Genomic DNA, 16,317 nt, shown 5'->3' with positions numbered 1-16,317 from the left:
GCTGGTGCATTCAGACAGACAGGCCGGAAATACAAAACGGGGCGCGCAGCCCCGTTCGTGTATTACCATTATTGCACCGAATTTAGTGCAATAAACGCGGCTCCTGCTCGTCGTCGTCGCTGAACAGATCGTCGAACATCAGCGCATCGGGTTCCTTGCCCTGACTCCACAGCACCATCAACACGATGATCTTGAGTTTGCTCAATGCAATGGGCGATTCGTCGCAGGCCAGCGCACGCTCGATGACGATTTCGCGCTGGATCGGGCCCAGGACCTTGGCGCTTTCGAGAAAGGCAATGAAGCCGATCGCTGCGCTGCCCAGCTCGATATATTCTTCGTCGACGTAGTAACGGGTGCCCGTGGAAGCATCGATGGTTTCGGGCAGCGGCGCGTCGGTCAACCCGCCCAGCCAGTCGAGCGCCTCCGTGATTTCGATGTCATCGAAACCAACGGCGGAGAGCTTGCGCGCCAGGGCTGCCGGCTCGGGGCAGGCGTCGGGACGGTAGTACGTCTCGTAGAGATAGACCAGGATGTCGAACATAGTGACGCTACTGTAGCAGCTAAACTTCGTGAGGCACAAGTGGAGCACGCCAGCCGCGCCGCACCACGGAAAAACCGTTGTATCCAAGCCTTGTTCAATAAACCAGCTTATTAATAATGATTAAAAACAAGCACATACCATTCGCATAATACGGACCGGGAAGCATCACCCTGCTGTCATTGTCGGTCATAAATACGCCCTGCCAGGGCACTGTCAGCGCCAGATGCGCTGCACGCGGCCGCCCGGCAACTGTGTCACGAGGCCGGCCAGTTCCAGCGCGAGCAGGCGCGCGCCAAGCATCCCCGGATCGAGCGCCAGGCGGGCCAGCAGCGCGTCGAGCGCGACCGGTTCGTGGCCCAGAGCGTCAAGCAGGATGGCATCGTCCTCCGGCGCAGGCGCGGTGGCATCGACCTGCGGCAGCCCTGCCAGCGGCGACATCCGCATTGCCGTCAACACATCGTCGACCGTCTCGACCAGTTGCGCGCCTTCGCGGATCAGGCGATGGCAGCCCTTGGTCAGCGCCGAATGGATGGAACCGGGCAGCGCGAACACCTCGCGGCCCTGCTCGGCCGCCAGTTGCGCCGTGATCAGCGAGCCGGACTGCGCTGCCGCCTCGATCACCAGCACGCCGGCTCCCAGGCCGCTGATGATGCGGTTGCGGCGCGGGAAGTTGGCGGCCAGCGGTGGCATGCCCAGCGGATATTCGCTGACGATGCAGCCTTGCGCGGCGATCCGGTGCGCCAGCGCGCGGTTGCGCGCCGGATAGACGCGGTCCAGGCCCGTGCCGACGACGGCGATCGTCGAGCCGGCGCCGCGCAGCGCGCCTTCGTGCGCCGCCGTGTCGATCCCCAGCGCCAGCCCTGACACCACGCACAGTCCGGCGCTGGACAACGCGGCGGCGAACGATTCGGCATCTACCCTGCCCTGCACGCTAGCATTGCGGCTGCCCACGACCGCGACCAGCGGCTGCGCCAGCAATTCCACGCGGCCACTGACATATAACAGCAGCGGTGGATCGGGAATCTCGGCCAGCGCCGGCGGATAGCGCGGATCGTGGCACGTGACGAAATGGTGATCAGGCGCGGCCAGCCAGGCCAGCGTGGCGTCGATGAGGGCCGCCAGCGCGGGCGTGACGGGGGCGCAGATGGCGCGCGCCTGGGCCGGGGTGACATAGGCGCTCAGCGCTTGCGGGCCGGCGCGCAGGATGGCGCCGGGGGCGCCGAACACGGCCAGCAGCGCGTACACACTGCGGCGCCCTACCCCATCGGCCTGTTCCAGGCGCAGCCAGTCGGCGATCGGGGTAGCGTGCTGGTCCGGCGTTGGGCGGGGGTCCGTGGCCTGCACGGCGGGGTTACTCCGGTGATTTGACCACGTCGCCGACTTGCACGGGCGCTGTCACCGTCATGATCAAGCCGTACGAGACGTTCTTGAACACGCGGAAGATGAACAGGCTGCCGTTTTGCTCGTCAGGCATTTTCAACTGGGCACGCCCCATGCCGAGAAAACCCCGGCTCGCCGGGTCGGCCACAGTCTTCCCGACATGATAGAGCTGCAGCACGGCGCCGACATCGAGTCCGTCAACCGCGCCCCGGTTGACAGTCACGACCTGGCTCTGGCCGGCGTAGGTCACGCCGGCGTAAATCGACATCACGCGCGCATCGACCGGTTGCAGCGGCGCATGCGGTACGTAATTGCGCACCGGCGTAGGGGGTTGCGGCACCAGCAGGTCGCCCACGCCCATCTCGCGCACGGTGTCGACGACCTGGAAGGTGTGCGCATCGACGCCCGGGCCGGCCGGGGTGACGAGCTTGACGCTGCCCAGGAAGGCCGCTTCGTGCGCCATCACCTTGCCGGTCTGCGGATCGCGCAGCACGGTGCCTGGCCGGAACACCTGGTATACGGTGTCGCTCGTGAGCGCGCCATGCACGTACACGCGGTCGCCCATGCCGAGATAGAAGCGGCCTTCCTGCGAAGCGACGATGCGCGGTGCGCCGGCCAGCTCGTCGGCCTCGACCACCAGCGGCTGGGTCAGGTACGGTTCGATGGCACCGGCGGGAATCGACGGCACCGCGCCCTGGCCCGTGCCTTCGCTGCGCACCTGCGGCGACAGGCGCGTCAGCGGCGGCTGGCCACGGCCATCGCCGTCCTCGCCGGGCCGGTTGAACGACAGGCGGCCGCGCGCGCGGTCGAACCAGATCACCTGGCCGGGATAAATCCAGTGCGGGTTGCGAATTTCATCACGGTTCATGCCCCAGACCTGCGGCCAGCACCATGGGTTGCGCAGGAACTTGCCGGAAATGTCCCAGAGGGTGTCGCGCTTGACGACGACGTGCTTGTCGGGGGCGTCGGGGCGGAACGCGCAGGCCGCCGACGGGGCGGCAGCATTCGTCTGGGCCACGGCGGGGCCGCTCGCGGCGCAGGCCAGCAAGGCCACCGCTGCAGCATGGGCCATGACTGTGCTAAAATTTTTCATTGAAGACGTCCGTTAAGTCCGGCGTTAAGACAGCGTAAATCCGAATACGATTGCAGGCCGCGCGTCTATCGCGCCCGGCCGCGGCGCCAGAAGCATCACGACGTACCGCTCCCCGCCCACGGAAGGGTTGCTGTATAGAATCAAATTCTGCACACAATTGCCTGAACTAGCAAGACAAACCGGCGTTTGTCCTGCGGGGCGTGTGGCGCATTTGCTGTCTGAAATTGCCTGCGCTCCAGCACCCCGTCAACCGCACCCACCTCTCGAAATCCGAACTGATCATGGCCCTACTCGACATCCTTCGCTATCCCGACCCACGCCTGCACAAGATTGCCACGCCCGTGACCGAATTCGGCACCGAGCGCCTGCGCACGCTGGTTGCCGACATGGCCGACACCATGTATGACGCGCCAGGCGTTGGCCTGGCCGCGAGCCAGGTGGACGTGCACGAGCAGGTCGTCACGATCGACGTGACCGAAGCGCAGGACGACCTGATGGTGTTCATCAATCCCGAAATCACCTGGTCGAGCGACGAGCGTGCGGTGTACGACGAAGGCTGCCTGTCGGTGCCGGGCGTGTACGACGGCGTCGAGCGGCCGTCGCGCGTCAAGGTGCGCGCCTTCGATCTCGAGGGCAAGGAGTTCACGGTCGATGCCGACGGCCTGCTGGCCGTGTGCATCCAGCACGAGATGGATCACCTCAAGGGCAAGGTGTTTGTCGAATACCTGTCGCCTTTGAAACGCAACCGCATCAAGGCCAAGCTGCAGAAAGAAGAGCGCGGCCTGGCGCGCGAAGCGGCCCAGCGCGGCGCGCGTCGTTGATGAAGGTCGTCTTTGCCGGCACGCCGGAGTTTGCCGCCGTCGCCCTGCGTGCGATCCACGAAGCCGGCTTCACCGTGCCCCTGGTGCTGACCCAGCCCGACCGCCCGGCCGGGCGCGGGATGCAGCTGCAGGCTTCCAGCGTCAAGCAATACGCGCTGGCGCATGGCATGCCGGTGGCGCAGCCGCTGTCGCTGCGCACCGACAGCAAGGATCCCGAGCGCGCCGAACAGGCACGCGCGGCCCATGCGCAGCTGCTGGCGCTGGACTACGACGTGATGGTGGTGGCGGCCTACGGCCTGATCCTGCCGCGCAGCACGCTCGACATCCGTCCCTGCATCAATATTCACGGCTCGCTGCTGCCGCGCTGGCGGGGCGCCGCGCCGATCCACCGCGCGATCGAGGCGGGTGACCCTGACGCCGGCGTGACCATCATGGAAATGGAAGAAGGCCTCGATACCGGCCCAATGCTGCTGATGGAAGGCTTGCCGATCGAGCCCACCGACACCACCGGCACGCTGCACGACAAGGTGGCGGCGCTGGGCGCACGCATGATCGTCGAGGCGCTGCACAAGATGGCCGCCGGCCAGCTGGTGGCCACGCCACAGCCAGAGACCGGCGTGACCTACGCAGCCAAGATCACGAAAGAAGAAGCCAAGCTCGATTTCACGCTGCCGGCGGACGTCCTGGCGCGCAAGATCCGTGCGTTCAATCCGTTCCCCGGTGCGAACGGCGTGGTCGATGGCGTGGCGGTCAAGATCTGGCATGCCGACGCCGTTGATGGCAGCGGCGTGCCTGGCCAGGTGCTGCAGGCAGATGCGGGTGGGATCGTGGTGGCGTGCGGCTCGGGCGCACTGCGTCTGACCGAGCTGCAGAAACCGGGCGGCAAGCGCCTGGCGGCGGCGGAGTTCCTGAAAGGGTTTGCGCTGGCGGGCTTGACGTTCAGCTGAGCCGCCTCGGGCTCCGGATACGACAAGGCAGCCCGCGGGCTGCCGTTTTTGTCTTCAGGCCATGAAAAAGGCGCCTCGCCGGCGCCTTGCAACTGCTTACTCTGCCTGCGAATTACGCTGGGCATCCATGTGTTCACGCAGAACCTGGTTGATGCGGGTCTGATAGCCAGGACCTGCGGTCTTGAACCATTCGAGCATATCCACATCCAGGCGGATCGTGACGATCTGTTTCACGCCATTGCTGGCAACTTGCGGCTTCGACGACACTGCTGAGTCCGGGTTGCTGTCCATTGGCTGATCCCAATCCGGTCGGTATTCTTTGTTCATGCGTAATCCCATCTATTCACGCCACTCGCGGTGGCTTGACTTCATTGTCGTCTCAACATGTAACGTAAAGATTGCTGCTAAGTCGCGAATTGTAACGCCATGTAACACATGCCATGTTACATACAAAAGGATACATACATGGGTCCGACTTTCAGCGATATCAACGGCTTGACGTATAATCGTAGACCGCCCAACAGGCTCCATCTGCCAAGCCGCCCTCCTCGAAAGACCTCACCATGAACGCCCGCTCCAACACCATCTCGCCGATCGAAACCCAGCTGCGTGACATCCTCGCGCGCCGTATCATGATCCTGGATGGCGCGATGGGCACGATCATCCAGCAGTACAAGCTCGATGAAGCGGCGTACCGGGGCGAGCGGTTTGCGACCTTTGCCGCGCCCGAAGGCAGCGGCGCGCGCGAATTGTTCGTCAAGGGCAATAACGAGCTGCTGACGCTGACGCAGCCGCAGATCATCCAGGAAATCCACGAGCGCTACCTGGCCGCCGGCGCCGACCTGCTCGAGACAAACACGTTCGGGGCCACCGGCGTGGCGCAGGACGACTATCACATGGCCCACCTGGCCTACGAGATGAACGTGCAGGCCGCCAAACTGGCGCGCGCTGCCTGCGACAAGTACTCGACACCGGACAAGCCGCGCTTTGTCGCCGGCGCGCTCGGCCCGACGCCCAAGACCGCCTCGATTTCGCCCGATGTGAACGATCCGGCAGCGCGCAACGTGACGTTCGACCAGCTGGTCGCGTCCTACCATGAGCAGGTGCGCGGCCTGGTGGATGGCGGCGCTGACGTGCTGCTGGTCGAGACGATCTTCGACACGCTCAATTGCAAGGCGGCGCTGTTTGCCATCGACCTGTACTTCGACGAACACCCGGATGTGCCGCGCCTGCCCCTGATGATCTCGGGCACCGTGACCGATGCCTCGGGCCGCATCCTGTCGGGCCAGACCGTGCCGGCCTTCTGGAATTCGGTGCGCCACGCAAAACCGCTGACGATTGGCCTCAATTGCGCGCTGGGCGCCGCCCTGATGCGCCCGTACGCGCAAGAATTGTCGAACATCGCCGACACCTTCGTCTGCATCTACCCGAACGCCGGCCTGCCCAATCCGATGAGCGACACGGGCTTTGACGAACTGCCCGCAGACACGTCCGCGCTGCTGCGCGAATTCGCCGACGCGGGCTTCATCAATATCGCCGGCGGCTGCTGCGGCACGACGCCGGAGCACATCAACGCGATCGCGACCATCCTCGAACAGCACGCGCCGCGTAAGATCCCCGAGATCCCGGTCGCGATGCGCTTGTCGGGCCTCGAGCCGTTCACGATCGACGAGTCGTCGCTGTTCGTCAACGTCGGCGAGCGCACCAACGTGACGGGTTCGAAAGCGTTCGCGCGCATGATCCTCAACGAGCAGTTCGACGAGGCGCTGTCGGTCGCGCGCCAGCAGGTCGAGAACGGCGCGCAGGTCATCGACATCAATATGGACGAAGCGATGCTCGACTCGCAGGCGGCCATGACGCGCTTTTTGAACCTGATCGCGTCGGAACCCGATATCTCGCGCGTGCCGGTGATGATCGACTCGTCGAAGTGGTCGGTGATCGAGGCGGGCCTGAAGTGCGTGCAGGGCAAGGCGATCGTCAACTCGATCTCGATGAAGGAAGGCGAAGAAGAATTCATTCGCCAGGCAGTCCTGTGCCGCCGCTACGGCGCGGCCGTGATCGTGATGGCATTCGATGAGCAGGGCCAGGCTGACACGTTCGCGCGCAAGACCGAGATCTGCGCGCGTGCCTACAAGGTGCTGACCGAGCAGGTGGGCTTCCCGCCCGAAGACATCATCTTCGACCCGAACATTTTCGCGATCGCGACCGGCATCGAAGAACACGACAACTACGCCAACGACTTCATTCAGGCGTGCCAGTGGATCCGCGACAACCTGCCGTACGCGAAGATCTCGGGCGGCGTGTCGAACGTGTCATTCAGCTTCCGCGGCAACGATCCGGCGCGTGAAGCGATCCACACCGTGTTCCTGTACCACGCGATCAAGGCGGGGCTGACGATGGGCATCGTCAACGCCGGCATGGTCGGCGTCTACGACAACCTGGCGCCCGAACTGCGCGAGCGCGTCGAGGACGTCGTGCTCAATCGCCGCAAGGACGCCACTGAACGCATGATCGAGATCGCCGGCACGCTCAAAGCCGGCGGCAACAAGCAGGAACAGAACCTCGAGTGGCGTGAAGCGACGGTCGAGAAGCGCCTGGCGCACGCGCTGGTGCACGGCATCACGCAGTGGATCGTCGAGGACACCGAAGAAATGCGCCAGCAGGTGCTGGCGGCGAACGGCCGCCCGATCCACGTGATCGAAGGCCCGCTGATGGATGGCATGAACATCGTCGGCGACCTGTTCGGTCAGGGCAAGATGTTCCTGCCGCAGGTGGTGAAATCGGCGCGCGTGATGAAGCAGGCCGTGGCCCACCTGGTGCCGTTCATCGAAGAAGAAAAGGCGCTCGAAGAAGCGCGCACCGGCATCGTCTCCAAGCCGAAGGGCAAGATGGTGATCGCCACCGTCAAGGGCGACGTGCACGACATCGGCAAGAACATCGTCTCGGTCGTCATGCAGTGCAATAACTTCGAGATCGTCAATATGGGCGTGATGGTGCCGTGCGCCGACATCCTCGCGCGTGCCAAGGAAGAAAACGCCGACATGGTGGGCCTGTCGGGCCTGATCACGCCATCGTTAGAGGAAATGGCGCACGTGGCGCGCGAGATGCAGCGCGATCCGTACTTCCGCGACCGCAAGATGCCGCTCCTGATCGGCGGCGCAACCACTAGCCGCGCGCACACGGCCGTGAAGATCGCGCCGTTCTACGACGGCCCGGTGGTGTACGTGCCGGATGCATCGCGTTCGGTGTCGGTCGGCCAGTCGCTGGTCACGGATGACACGCGCGACGCCTACATCATCGAACTGGCACAGGACTACGAACGCATCCGCATCCAGCACGCCAGCAAGAAGGCGCTGCCGATGCTCATGCTCGAGCAGGCCCGCGCCAACAAGGCGCGCCTTGACTTCGCGCCGGTGAAGCCGAAGTTCATTGGCCGCCGCATCTTCAAGAACGTCGACCTGGGCATGATCGCGCGCTACATCGACTGGGGTCCGTTCTTCCAGACTTGGGACCTGGCCGGCCCGTTCCCCGGCATCCTCACCGATGCGGTGGTGGGCGACGCTGCGAGCAAGGTGTTTGCCGAAGGCCAGGCGATGCTCAAGCGGATCATCGAAGGCCGCTGGCTGTCGGCCAACGGCGTCATCGCGCTGCTGCCGGCGAACACGGTGCATGACGACGACATCGAAATCTACACCGACGAATCGCGCTCGCAAGTGGCGCTGACCTGGTACGGCCTGCGCCAGCAGGGCGTGAAACCCATGGTGAACGGCGAACAGCGCCCGAACCAGTGCATCGCCGACTTCATCGCGCCGAAAGACAGCGGCATTGCCGACTACATCGGCATGTTCGCCGTGACGGCCGGCCTGGGCATCGAAAAGCACGAGCAGCGTTTCGAAGCGGCGCACGACGACTACTCGTCGATCATGCTCAAGTCGCTGGCCGACCGCCTGGCCGAGGCGTTCGCCGAATACCTGCACGAACGCGTGCGCACCGACCTGTGGGGTTACGCCACCGGCGAAGACCTGAGCAACGAAGCGCTGATCGCCGAAAAATACCTGGGCATCCGCCCCGCCCCCGGCTACCCGGCCTGCCCCGAGCACACAGTCAAAGCCGACATGTTCGCCACGCTGCAAGCCGAAGAAATCGGCATGCAACTGACCGAGTCCTACGCCATGTACCCCGGCGCCGCCGTCTCCGGCTTTTACCTGGCCCACCCCGACTCAAAATACTTCGTCGTGGGCAAGATTGGCAACGACCAGGTCGACGACATGGCCACCCGCCGCCACATGGACAAACAAGAAGTCGAACGCCACCTGGCCCCCAACCTCTCCTGAACCCCAATGAGGGTCAGAGTAGAATTAATAAGTAATTTTTCCTGAGATCACTAATTTTAATTAGGGTCAGAGTCGAATTATTGAGCAATTGCTCTCATTGACAACGGGCTCGGCCATTCGAGGCCATGCGGATTGGAAAAGTTGTCAAACAATTCGACTCTGACCCTCATTGTTGGGTAATTGTTTTTTCGCTGGGAATGCAAACGGGCCGGCAGTTTCCTGGCGGCCCGGTCGGGGTGATGCTGCTGGTGGCGTCAGATCGCGTAGCGTACGACCTTGTCGCTCCATTCGAATGCGGCTACTTCGAGCTCGGCCAGGTCGTCGCCGTCGAAGGCCAGGGACTTGAGGCCGGCGAGCATATCGTCCTGCTCATCGTCCATGCGCTCGATCGATTCGGCCAGCTTGAGCAGCTCGCCGAAGAAGCCTGTGCGATTCAGGAGCGCGGTGCGCACTTCGTCGATCACGGGGATCTGTTCGACAATGTCGCGCATCGGAATGCAGAACAGCGTGTCCATCAGCGACATCATGCCAACCGTGAACGCGATGTCGGCGACGTTGCGCTGCGCCGGGCGCATGCGCTGGGCCAGCAGCTCCATCAGGCGCGCGCGGGTCGTGGCCAGCATCAGGAGCGGGCTCTGGCTGTGGCCGCGCACGTCGGGTTCGGCAAACAACAGGATCTGCAGCCAGCGCTGCAACTGGCGCCGGCCCAGCAGGGTCAGGGCCTGGCTGATCGATTCGATGCGCCGCCCTGCCCCCACTGCCGGTGTGTTCACCAGACGCAGCAGGTTCAGGCCAATCGTCACTTCGCGTTTGACCACCTGCTCGATCTCGGCATTGTCGGCATCCGACGTGATCAGGTTCATCAGGTCGAGCACCGTTGTCTGCGACGGCGACAACTTGCGGCCCGCAATCACCGATGGCTTGGCAAAGTAATAGCCCTGGAAATAGTCGAAGCCGACGTCCAGGCAGGTCCGGTATTCAGTGAGGTTCTCGACCTTCGCTGCCACCAGCCGCTTGCCGGTATTGCGCAGGCGCGGTGCGAGCGACAGCATCGTCACGAGCGGCAGCGCGCGCAGGTCCATCTTGACGAAATCAATCACCTGCAAGAAACGCGACAGCGCCGGACCGTGCGCCGAAGCTTCGGCAGCAAAGCGAAAGCCGTGCGACGCCAGATGCGTCATACGCTCGATGACGTCGACATCGGGCTCGACCGAGCTAACGATGTCCAGCACCGTGCGCTCGCGCGGCATGAACGCGAACATGTCGCTCATCAATGCGTCCTTGTCGACATTGATGAACGCCGTCGCATCGCCAATCGCGCGTGGCAGGCCGAGCTGGGACGCATGGTGGATGACGCTGGCGCTGGCCGACAGACCGGACTCGAACTCCGCCGGTCCCTGGGCACTGCCGCGGAACAGCAATTCGTAGCCATACAATGCCTGGTTACGGTCCAGCACCGGCTGGCGCGCCAGGAAAAAATTGCGCATGCGCAGTGGCTGGGATGCCTCGTCGAGGCGGGCTGTATCGGTCATATCATTCTCAATATCGCGGCAACCGATCTACTTTACCGCATCCCAATGACAGTTGGGTTTCCTAGCATAAATTTTTTGTGAGAATGTTGGGGAACGATCAACCCATTGACAAGGTCGCCACATCCTGCGGCAAGCCATCGACAAACACCTTCAGTTCACCCGGCGCGAAATGGGTCCACGCCTCGTTCGTCGTCAGCGGTTCAGTCACGATGATCGCGACCCGGTCGTCAGGTGTCGTCACCTGCGAAAAGTCGACTGACAGGTCTTCGTCCGACAGACAGGCCGTCACGAACGGGTGCTTGCGCACGACGTAGCACAGCTTGGTCGAGCAATGCGTGTACAGCGCCGTGCCATCCGACAGCATCATGTTGAAGGTGCCATGGGCGGCAATGCCGGGAATGATGCGTTCGAGCGCCCCGGCCAGCGCCGCGCGCGTGGGCGCCGTATCGCCGAACTCGCGGCGCAGGCTTTGCAGCAGGAAGCAGAAGGCCAGCTCGCTGTCGGTCGTGCCGACTGGCCGGAACGCGCCATCGAGCACGGGCGCGAATGCCTTGAGGTCGCCATTGTGGGCGAACACCCAATAGCGGCCCCACAATTCCCGCACGAACGGATGACAGTTTTCCAGCGCTACCTGGCCGACGGTGGCCTTGCGGATATGGGCAATGACGTTGGTGGACTTGATCGGATAACGCTTGATCAGCTCGGCGATCGGCGAGGCAATCGCTGCCTGGTGATCGACGAAGTGGCGTACGCCGGTACCTTCGAAGAACGCGATGCCCCAGCCATCATGGTGGGTATCGGTGCGGCCGCCGCGATGGGCGAAGCCGGTAAAAGAGAAGACAATGTCAGTAGGGACATTGCAGTTCATTCCGAGTAACTGGCACATGGGCGCAGTCTACCATCTTACAGAAACGACAGCGTGCTACAGAAACGGGAGCGCCATCACCTTGACTGGCGATGGCGCGGCAGGTACTTCACCAGCGGCTTAATGCAGCACCACCGGTTGGCTCATCAGGGTGTCGTACTCGCCCAGGAACTCGTCGATTTCTTCCATCGTCGGTTCGCTGGCGATCAGGTTGTTGACATCGCGCCGGAACGATTGCGCGAGTCGGCCGCCGATGAACGCTTCGCGCCGGCCGGCCTTGTCGACGATCTCGAAGCCACCAAAGCGCAGTGCTTCGAGTTCACGGTCGACGCCGAATTCGACGACGCTGTACTGTTCACTGTTATAGATCATGTTCATGTTGACTCCTTCGATCAGAAAGTTGGTGCCAACCTGCCGGATGGCGGCGAATGGCAGGCTGTTCACTTCGATAAAGAGGTGGGGCTGGCCAGCTGGATTTCAAGTGAACGCACCCGTAAAACTCAGGCGTGCACGGTCGGTTCCAGGGCCAACAGCTGATCGTATGGCGGTGCTGCAAGCCACGATCGCAACTGATCAAGGTGTTCGCTGCTCGCCAGACCGATGAACAGGCGCCGAGGGCGTTGGCGCAGCAGACGATTCAATGTTACACGCAAAACCAGATTGCCGTCGCAGCACAGGCAGCCCGGGGCAATGCGCATGACCTGCAGGCCGGGACCGGTTTCGAGCGGTGTGGCCGCCACGCCCAGGCCTTCGAGGATGACAGCGTCGAACGGGATGGCGGGCGCCGGCAGGCGGCTTGCGGGAGAGGCCGCTCCGTCAGCAGCGAGGCTGCTGACGGACGCAGAAGATGCAGACGCTGCATCGAATGGCGTGGCAACCAGCGCCGCAATGGCCGCTTCGCGCGCCGCCGCCGTCGAACCGGTAACGAGACTGGTGGCCGCGCGGGCCATCAGCCCCCTTTCTTGGCCAGCTTGCCCGGCTCGACGCCCAGCTGCTTGAGCTTGCGGTACAAGTGGGTGCGCTCCAGGCCCGTCTTTTCGGCCACGCGCGTCATGCTGCCGCCTTCGCGGCCCAGGTGGTGCTCGAAGTACATGCGCTCGAATGCGTCGCGTGCCTCGCGCAGCGGCAGGTCGAACGACAGCGTGTAACCGGTGCCCTCGCCCTGCGACATCGCATGCACCATGCGCGCGCCATTGCCAAGAGCCGCGCCGGCGCCCGGCTGCGTATTGGCCGATGCGAACATCGGCGCCGATGGCGATGCCGATGCGGATGCCGCGCCGCCGCCGTCGAGCGCCATGCTTGGCACGCTCGGTGCAATCGGGCGCGGTGGCGCCATCGGCGCACGCGCGACTTCCTGCGCGCGGCTCAGTCCTTGCTGCACGGCCTTGAGCAGCTTTTGCAGTGCGATCGGTTTCTCGAGAAAGTTCAGCGCACCGATGCGCGTCGCTTCGACTGCGGTGTCGATGGTCGCGTGACCGGACATCATGATGACCGGCATGGTCAACAGGCCGTCGCGCTGCCATTCCTTGAGCAGCGTGACGCCATCGGTGTCAGGCATCCAGATATCGAGCAGCACGAGATCCGGGGCGCCGGCCGCGCGCGCCTCACGCGCTTGCTGCGCGTTCTCGGCCAGGGTGATGGCATGACCTTCGTCACCGAGGATCTCGGACAGCAGCTCCCGGATCCCCATTTCATCGTCAACTACCAGTATGTTCGCCATCTCTTCTACCTTCCTGATCTTCTACCCGACGTGTGTGCAATTTTATAAGTTTTTTGCACTGAAGGGGAGTTCGAAAAACCATTACGAGCGGAGCCACGATCGGCCGGAAAAACGCACTGTACTGACCAACACGGCGCAGTGTACTGCCGCGCGGTGCGATTGGCAGGGCAACACGCAGCCGCTTGTTCAGTTGTCCTTAAGCCAAGCTTGCTTCGGGAGCTAACTTTAACAGCAAAATCGACACTGCTGCGCCAGTTCCATCGCTGCGGTTTCCGACATCGATCCGGCCACCGTGTTCATCGATGATTTTCTTGACCATCGGAAGGCCAAGGCCCGTGCCGCGCGCCTTGGTCGTCACGTACGGCTCGAACGCGCGCGCCAGGATGCGGGGCGCGAAACCGGGCCCATTGTCCACGATCGCCAGCCGCACCGCAGTACCGGCCAGGCCGCCGGCGCCCGTGTACTGGATGGCCTCGGTCGTGATGTCCACGCGCGGCGCCGGTGCGTCCGGCCCGCGCTCGACCAGCGCATCCTGCGCGTTCTGGACCAGGTTGTGAATCACCTGGCGCAGCTGGGTCGCGTCGCCCATCACGCGCGGCAGGTCCGGCGCGAGGTTCGCATGAATGATGTCGCTGCTGTCGTCGGCCAGGTACAGGCTGAGGATCTCGGCGATCAGGCCATTCAGGTCGAGCTGGTCGAGCATCGCCGGCGGCGTGCGCGCATAGTCGCGGAAGTCGTCGACCATGCGCTTCATCGCATCGACCTGGTTGACGATCGTGGTCGTGCCGCGCTGGAGCAGGTCGGCCTGCGCTTGCGGCAGGTGCTCGGCCAGCTTCATCTGCATCCGCTCGGCCGCCAGCTGGATCGGGGTGAGCGGGTTCTTGATTTCGTGCGCCAGGCGGCGCGCCACCTCGCCCCAGGCCACCGAGCGCTGGGCCGTGATCACGTCCGAGATATCGTCGAACACGACGATGAAGCCGCTGTCGGCGCCCACCGGCAGGCGCGAGCCGCGCGCCAGCAGCACGATGTCGTGCTCCTGTTCGTCGGCCGCGCCGGTCTTGCGCTGGGCGTCGCGCGGGATCTCGATCTGCTGCTGCCAGTGCGCGCGCTTGCGGCGCTCGGCCGCCACGTGCGCGCTTTGCGCCGAGAACGAGCGCGTGACCGTGTTCGAAAAATGTTCAAGGCCGGCGATGCGGTTCAGCGGTCCGGCCATCGCGCCCGGCTCCACCTGCAGGATGCGGTACGCTGCGTCGTTCGAGTTGACCACCACCCCTTCGGCATCGAGCACGATCACGCCGGCCGACATATTGGCCAGCACCGATTCCAGGTGGGCCTTGGCGCTTTGCAGCGCGGCGCGGTTGCGCTCCACGGCGCTCCTGGCTTCGAACAGCTGGCCCGTCATCGCATTGAACGATCGGGTCAAGGTGCCCAGTTCATCGTTGGTCTCGACGATCGGGCGCGGCGACAGGTCGCCCTCGGCCACTGCCTGCGTGCCTTCGGCCAGCACCAGCAGCGGCTGTGCGAGGTTGCCGGCGATGAGGAAGGCGCTGCCGATCGCCCCGAAGATCGCCAGCAGCAGCGTCAGGGTCAAGGTCACGATGTACATCTTGCGCAGGCCCGTGCGCGCTTCGAGGCGCAGCCGGTATTCGGTGGAGGCCGAGCGCAGGACCTCGGCGTTCGACGCCAGGCCGACCGGAACTGCCTGCAGCAATTGCAGGTAGCGCTGCTGCACGCCAGGCGGTTCGGGCACGGCCATCACGACGCGCAGGCGCAGGCCGGTCACGGCATCGAGCGCATTCGATGCCCCGTCTGCGGCCTCGTCGCCCGCATCGGCAGGACCAACACCGCCCTCGGCCTGGGCATACCCGCCCGGCATCCCGGCGCTGCGCAGCATGCGTTCATTGGGTGCGTCGGCCGCCAGGTTGGCGCCGCGGTCTTCGGTGGCGGCTGACAGCACGGCGCCGTTGGCGTCGACCAGCATCACGCTTTGCAGGCCACTGGTATCAGCCAGCAGGCGCGCGAGTACCGGTTGCGCAGTCATGTCGCTCTGCCCTGCCAGCGTGGCAGCGGCAGTCTGCGCGGTGGCACCCAGTTCGGACAGCGATTCGTCGAGCGCGGCGCGGCCCAGATTCAGGCCCGATTCGATCGCCGATTCGATCTTGACGTCGAACCACGAGTCAATCGAGTGCGACACGAACTGCACCGACACGATGAAGATGACGAGGCCAGGGAGGATGCCGATACCGGCAAACAGCAGCACCAGCCGCGCCATGAGCCGGGAGCCGAACTTGCCGGCCTTGTAGCGGGAATACAGGCGCCCCAGCGCCACGACCACGACGATCAGGAGCAGGAACGCCATCGCGGCAGTCAGGCCCAGGAGCCAGCTGTAGTAACGGCCGAAGAAGCCCGAGTTGTCGGATGCGCCGGCCAGCAGGAACAGCAGGATCGAGACGATGGCGCCGCCAACGATCAGCGCGTAGCGCACCCCACCGCTGATCACTTCACTCCGCACGGTAGGTGAACGTCTTGCGGCTGGAGGTCAGGCGCCAGTCCGAGTCGTTGAAGGCATTGACCTGCAACGGCTTTTGCAGGTACTCGCGGTCCATGAACATACGCAGCGAGACTTCATAGACTTCGCCGGCCTTGAGCGCGCCCTTGGGCGCGATCAGCCAGCGCGTCGGGCGCCGGATCATGAACATCGCGTCCTCGAAGGTCTGGAAGCGCTCCTGGAACGAGCCCACCACGACCACGTAATACTGGCGCGTGAGCACGTCGTATGAAATGCGGATGGTGCGTTTCAGCGAGACGGCCTTTTCGTCGCGCCAGTACCAGCGCGGACGCGTGAGTTCGATCTCGGTGGTGAAGTGCAGCTGGACCCCGTGCTGGATCGCGTCCTTCAGGCCGTGGTTCAGCTCGAAGTTGTAGGCCGTGTTCAGGCGGTAGCCATCGTCGCTCGCTTCGATGGTTGCGCGGGTGATTTCGATGTCGTCGGCCGCCTGCGCCGGCGTGCCCATGGCAACGCACGCGATCGCCAGCAGCAACTGACAGGCGAGAAGGCGGAAAAATCGTAACGTCACGGGGGAG

General features: G+C 64.0%; 14 protein-coding genes. 3 read left to right on the top strand and 11 right to left on the bottom strand.

The window, feature by feature from the left end; all coding sequences use genetic code 11:
• Positions 1-82: 82 nt before the first annotated feature.
• The 3 genes from AC56LV_RS18365 to AC56LV_RS18355 form a co-directional block, all read right to left on the bottom strand.
• Positions 83-541: a Smg family protein gene (locus AC56LV_RS18365; RefSeq protein ID WP_183556726.1), complete on the bottom strand. Its 459-nt coding sequence runs from the start codon at positions 539-541 to the stop codon at positions 83-85.
• A gap of 213 nt (positions 542-754) precedes the next feature.
• The gene (gene dprA, locus AC56LV_RS18360; protein WP_499559750.1) at positions 755-1,885 is read right to left on the bottom strand and encodes a DNA-processing protein DprA; all 1,131 of its coding nucleotides are present in this window, start codon (positions 1,883-1,885) and stop codon (positions 755-757) included.
• Positions 1,886-1,892: 7 nt separating this feature from the next.
• A complete protein-coding gene (locus AC56LV_RS18355; protein WP_499559748.1) occupies positions 1,893-3,014 on the bottom strand; it encodes a LysM peptidoglycan-binding domain-containing protein in 1,122 nt (373 codons plus the stop codon).
• 281 nt (positions 3,015-3,295) lie between these two features.
• Here AC56LV_RS18355 and def point away from each other — a divergent pair, with 281 nt between their 5' ends.
• Complete coding sequence (def, locus tag AC56LV_RS18350; protein ID WP_183556720.1) at positions 3,296-3,835, top strand: peptide deformylase; 540 nt, start codon at positions 3,296-3,298, stop codon at positions 3,833-3,835.
• A complete protein-coding gene (fmt, locus tag AC56LV_RS18345) occupies positions 3,835-4,782 on the top strand; it encodes a methionyl-tRNA formyltransferase (protein WP_499559746.1) in 948 nt (315 codons plus the stop codon). The genes def and fmt overlap by 1 nt, the downstream gene beginning before the upstream one ends.
• A 96-nt stretch (positions 4,783-4,878) precedes the next feature.
• On the opposite strand, the gene AC56LV_RS18340 is transcribed toward fmt, so the two are convergent.
• On the bottom strand, positions 4,879-5,109 hold the full coding sequence (locus AC56LV_RS18340) for a BrnA antitoxin family protein (protein WP_499559744.1): 231 nt from the start codon (positions 5,107-5,109) through the stop codon (positions 4,879-4,881).
• Positions 5,110-5,345: 236 nt separating this feature from the next.
• On the opposite strand from AC56LV_RS18340, the gene metH reads away from it, so the two are divergent.
• A complete protein-coding gene (gene metH / locus AC56LV_RS18335; RefSeq protein WP_499559742.1) occupies positions 5,346-9,116 on the top strand; it encodes a methionine synthase in 3,771 nt (1,256 codons plus the stop codon).
• Positions 9,117-9,370: 254 nt separating this feature from the next.
• Here the strand turns inward: metH and AC56LV_RS18330 are convergent, their stop codons facing one another.
• From AC56LV_RS18330 to AC56LV_RS18300, 7 genes are all read right to left on the bottom strand, one after another.
• A complete protein-coding gene (locus AC56LV_RS18330) occupies positions 9,371-10,648 on the bottom strand; it encodes an EAL and HDOD domain-containing protein (RefSeq protein ID WP_499559740.1) in 1,278 nt (425 codons plus the stop codon).
• Between the two features lie 97 nt (positions 10,649-10,745).
• Positions 10,746-11,534, bottom strand: a complete 789-nt coding sequence (locus AC56LV_RS18325; RefSeq protein WP_499559738.1) for a class II glutamine amidotransferase — start codon at positions 11,532-11,534, stop codon at positions 10,746-10,748.
• Between the two features lie 99 nt (positions 11,535-11,633).
• The gene (locus tag AC56LV_RS18320) at positions 11,634-11,891 is read right to left on the bottom strand and encodes a BTH_I0359 family protein (RefSeq protein ID WP_183556710.1); all 258 of its coding nucleotides are present in this window, start codon (positions 11,889-11,891) and stop codon (positions 11,634-11,636) included.
• A 122-nt stretch (positions 11,892-12,013) separates the two neighbouring features.
• On the bottom strand, positions 12,014-12,463 hold the full coding sequence (locus tag AC56LV_RS18315; RefSeq protein ID WP_499559736.1) for a GTPase: 450 nt from the start codon (positions 12,461-12,463) through the stop codon (positions 12,014-12,016).
• Positions 12,463-13,233, bottom strand: a complete 771-nt coding sequence (locus AC56LV_RS18310) for a response regulator (protein WP_183556706.1) — start codon at positions 13,231-13,233, stop codon at positions 12,463-12,465. The genes AC56LV_RS18315 and AC56LV_RS18310 overlap by 1 nt, the downstream gene beginning before the upstream one ends.
• A 196-nt stretch (positions 13,234-13,429) precedes the next feature.
• Positions 13,430-15,730 (bottom strand): sensor histidine kinase, encoded by a 2,301-nt coding sequence (locus tag AC56LV_RS18305; protein ID WP_499560217.1) that lies wholly within the window; start codon positions 15,728-15,730, stop codon positions 13,430-13,432.
• Between the two features lie 4 nt (positions 15,731-15,734).
• Positions 15,735-16,310, bottom strand: a complete 576-nt coding sequence (locus tag AC56LV_RS18300; protein WP_499559734.1) for a DUF4390 domain-containing protein — start codon at positions 16,308-16,310, stop codon at positions 15,735-15,737.
• Positions 16,311-16,317: the final 7 nt, after the last annotated feature.

The sequence above is a fragment of the Telluria sp. RB2R28 genome (genome assembly GCF_059685835.1).
Note: the sequence above shows the minus strand (reverse complement) of the source record. Positions and strands in the feature narration are given on the sequence as shown.

Excerpts from the sequence above, each read along its gene's own strand:
- AC56LV_RS18365 (WP_183556726.1), bottom strand. The coding sequence starts at position 541 with ATGTTCGACATCCTGGTCTATCTCTACGAGACGTACTACCGTCCCGAC.
- AC56LV_RS18355 (WP_499559748.1), bottom strand. The coding sequence starts at position 3,014 with ATGAAAAATTTTAGCACAGTCATGGCCCATGCTGCAGCGGTGGCCTTG.
- def (WP_183556720.1), top strand. The coding sequence starts at position 3,296 with ATGGCCCTACTCGACATCCTTCGCTATCCCGACCCACGCCTGCACAAG.
- fmt (WP_499559746.1), top strand. The coding sequence starts at position 3,835 with ATGAAGGTCGTCTTTGCCGGCACGCCGGAGTTTGCCGCCGTCGCCCTG.
- AC56LV_RS18340 (WP_499559744.1), bottom strand. The coding sequence starts at position 5,109 with ATGAACAAAGAATACCGACCGGATTGGGATCAGCCAATGGACAGCAAC.
- metH (WP_499559742.1), top strand. The coding sequence starts at position 5,346 with ATGAACGCCCGCTCCAACACCATCTCGCCGATCGAAACCCAGCTGCGT.
- AC56LV_RS18330 (WP_499559740.1), bottom strand. The coding sequence starts at position 10,648 with ATGACCGATACAGCCCGCCTCGACGAGGCATCCCAGCCACTGCGCATG.
- AC56LV_RS18325 (WP_499559738.1), bottom strand. The coding sequence starts at position 11,534 with ATGTGCCAGTTACTCGGAATGAACTGCAATGTCCCTACTGACATTGTC.
- AC56LV_RS18320 (WP_183556710.1), bottom strand. The coding sequence starts at position 11,891 with ATGAACATGATCTATAACAGTGAACAGTACAGCGTCGTCGAATTCGGC.
- AC56LV_RS18315 (WP_499559736.1), bottom strand. The coding sequence starts at position 12,463 with ATGGCCCGCGCGGCCACCAGTCTCGTTACCGGTTCGACGGCGGCGGCG.
- AC56LV_RS18310 (WP_183556706.1), bottom strand. The coding sequence starts at position 13,233 with ATGGCGAACATACTGGTAGTTGACGATGAAATGGGGATCCGGGAGCTG.